General features: G+C 61.9%; 2 protein-coding genes and 1 pseudogene. All 3 read right to left on the bottom strand.

Annotated elements, in window-relative coordinates:
• Positions 1-440: pseudogene (locus ACSLE4_RS07025) on the bottom strand (hypothetical protein); the annotation flags it as partial.
• Between the two features lie 366 nt (positions 441-806).
• The gene (locus ACSLE4_RS07020; protein WP_435903764.1) at positions 807-1325 is read right to left on the bottom strand and encodes a c-type cytochrome; all 519 of its coding nucleotides are present in this window, start codon (positions 1323-1325) and stop codon (positions 807-809) included.
• Between the two features lie 369 nt (positions 1326-1694).
• On the bottom strand, positions 1695-2276 hold the full coding sequence (locus tag ACSLE4_RS07015) for a c-type cytochrome (RefSeq protein ID WP_435903763.1): 582 nt from the start codon (positions 2274-2276) through the stop codon (positions 1695-1697).
• Positions 2277-2676 lie beyond the last annotated feature (400 nt).

Raw genomic sequence — 2676 nt, 5'->3', positions numbered from 1 at the left:
GGCAGATCGGCCACGGCAAGCAGATCGTCGGGCTCCAGATCGGCGAGGATAAAGCGGTGGCCGGCGGCGAGCGCTTCCTTGGCCTTGGCGACGACGTCGCCGTCCTTCGGCACGATACCCTCTTCGAGCTTGAACTCGTAGCCGATGAAATTGCCGGCCTGGTTCGCCTCTTTGAGCATGAGGCGCGCGCCCTGGATGCCTTTGTCGGTGACGATCTCTTCGGCATAGGAGAGCGGCAGCGGCTCGTCGTATTCCTTGCCGAGGTAGTAGACGCGCATCAGCTTCTTGTCGCCGGCCTTGTCCTCGGCGGGCGCAGCCGCCTTCCCGGCGGCCTCGTCGGACTTGGCCGGCGCCTGGGTGGCTTTAGGCGTGTCGCTGGCTTCAGGCGCGTCGCTGGCTTGGGGCGTGTCGCTGGCCGGCGGCTCGTCTTGCGCGGCCACAACGGCGCTTCCGGCAATCGTCGAAATGAAAAAGACGCCAGCGAGGACCGCTCCCAACCAAGGAGCGCGCGGGTCACGGGAAAAGATCTGACGCAAAGGCTGCATGTCTCTCTGAACGTTTCCGGCTGTGGGGAGGTGTTCCGGAGCTGGGCGCTCTTCTGTCTCAGACCTGCTACCGATTGGCAATGCGCACCGCACAATATGGCAACCAAATCGCCAGCGGACCGAGTTGGAATTCTCGAATGAATATATGGACTTCGCCCACGCCCTTCCAGGCCGTGGTAAAAACATTACCAATGTTTCAGGAAGCGGAAAGGCCGCCGGCCCGAGGGGTGCGGCGGCCTCCGAAATCGAAATCCGCGAGAGCTATTGGCCCGGGGTCTGTACCGGCGTGTCCACCCTCTCCATGGAGCTGGGATTCTTCGTGCGGATGAAGGCGATGACCCGCCACAACTCATCGGAGGTCTTGATGATGTCACCGAAAGGCGGCATCGGACCGGTCACGATCTCCTTCCTGACGCGCGTGTAGCCCTGCTTCTGGAGTTCATCCGAGCCAAGGGCGATCAGCCTGAAAACCGTGTCGTCGTCGGCGCCATAGACCCAGGCGTCGTTGGTGAGCGGCGGGCACATGCCGCCGCCGCCGCCGCCGCCATGGCAGCCGTTGCAGCTATAGGACAGATATTTCTTGTGCCCTATCTCTGCCATCGCATCGACATCGTCGTTATAGGGGTTGTGCAGGCCGCCCAGCGGCGTCTTCTCGATGAGCTCGAGCGGCGGCGTCTGGTCATCCTTCGGGCAGCACTCCTCCGCCGTCGCCGTCCCTGCAAACATGCTCATACCGCCAACGAGAACGGCGGCCAGTACTCCAGTGATAATCTTGCTCACGATTTCGGTTTCCTTACCTAGGGATGATCTTGGGGCGATAGAGATGCCCAGGCGCACCGCCCGCTGCGCTTCAGCACGTTCGCAGTCGTCGACCGAAAAGGCGCTGGCCTTGCCGGACCGTCGAAGATGTTGGTGATTCTAGCTAGACCCAGACCAGCCCCAACAACGCGTTACCGTCCTAGACCTACGGCGTGGCCGGCGAGCGGAAACTTTCCCCGCTCCTCAAGGGCACCATGGCAGCCGCCGCAGCGGAAGGAAAGTCATAAATAAGTGCTTCGCCACGGCCCCCGACATACCACGCAAACAAAAAGACCGCTGGCCCCGAGGGGCGCAGCGGCCTTTTCAATCGAAATCGCGGTGGCGCGAGCGCTATTGGCCCGGCGTCTGCGCGGGCTTGTCCACGTCCTCCACAGAACTCGGGTTCTTGACGCGCATCCAGGCGATGACCTTCCACAAATCGTCGGAGGTCTTGATGATGTTGCCAAAAGGCGGCATCGGACCGGTCACGACCTCCTTCCTGACGCGCGTATAGCCCTGCTTTTGGAGTTCATCCGAACCAAGGGCGATCAGACGAAACAATGTGTCGTCGTCAGCGCCATAGACAAAAGCGTCGTTGGTCAGCGGCGGACACATGCCGCCGCCGCCGCCCCCGCCGTGGCAGCCATTGCAGCTGAAGGAAAGGTACTTCTTGTGACCGACTTCCTCCATGGCCGCGGTATCGTCGTTATACGGGTTGTGCAGACCACCGATCGGCGTCTTCTCGATCAGCTCGAGCGGCGGGGTCTGATCGTCCTTCGGGCAGCACTCGCCGTCGGCCGAAGGTGCATCGCCGGCCACCGCGGCGCTCTCAGAGGCGCCCTCGGGCTCGTCGGCCGCGATGGCGTTCAAGGAAAATACGCTCATGCCGCCGACAAGCGCGACGGCCAATACTCCAGTGATGATGTTGCGCACGTTACGTTTCCTTACCCTAGTTGCAGTCTTCGTTAAGCCTATCGAAATCAAAAAGCCAGCCCGGACCTCTGGGAGCCGGACTGACGCGCCGCCAAGGGAGCCAAGCGCACGGACGTCCTCACGGCTTCGACGCCGGTCACGTCACGAACAACTATGGGAATGGGAACGCCACAAACGGCCCCTCGCGATCGGCGAGTGGCCCCTGTGTCGGGCTTGAACCCTGGAAAAGGGTCGCCTGCCCCTCCGGCACAGCCTTCAGATGGGCTTGCCGACTTGTCCCGCACGGTCGCGATAGCGTGTCCTCCGTGAACCCATGCTGTCTGGAGCTTGCTTCCCATCAGGGACAATGAGGAATGCTCTCTTCGGCACTATAGCCAGGCTCTAATTCGTCATAATCCAA

This window comes from Methyloceanibacter sp., from assembly GCF_051306395.1.
Taxonomy (GTDB): Bacteria; Pseudomonadota; Alphaproteobacteria; order Rhizobiales; family Methyloligellaceae; genus Methyloceanibacter.
Note: the sequence above shows the minus strand (reverse complement) of the source record. Positions and strands in the feature narration are given on the sequence as shown.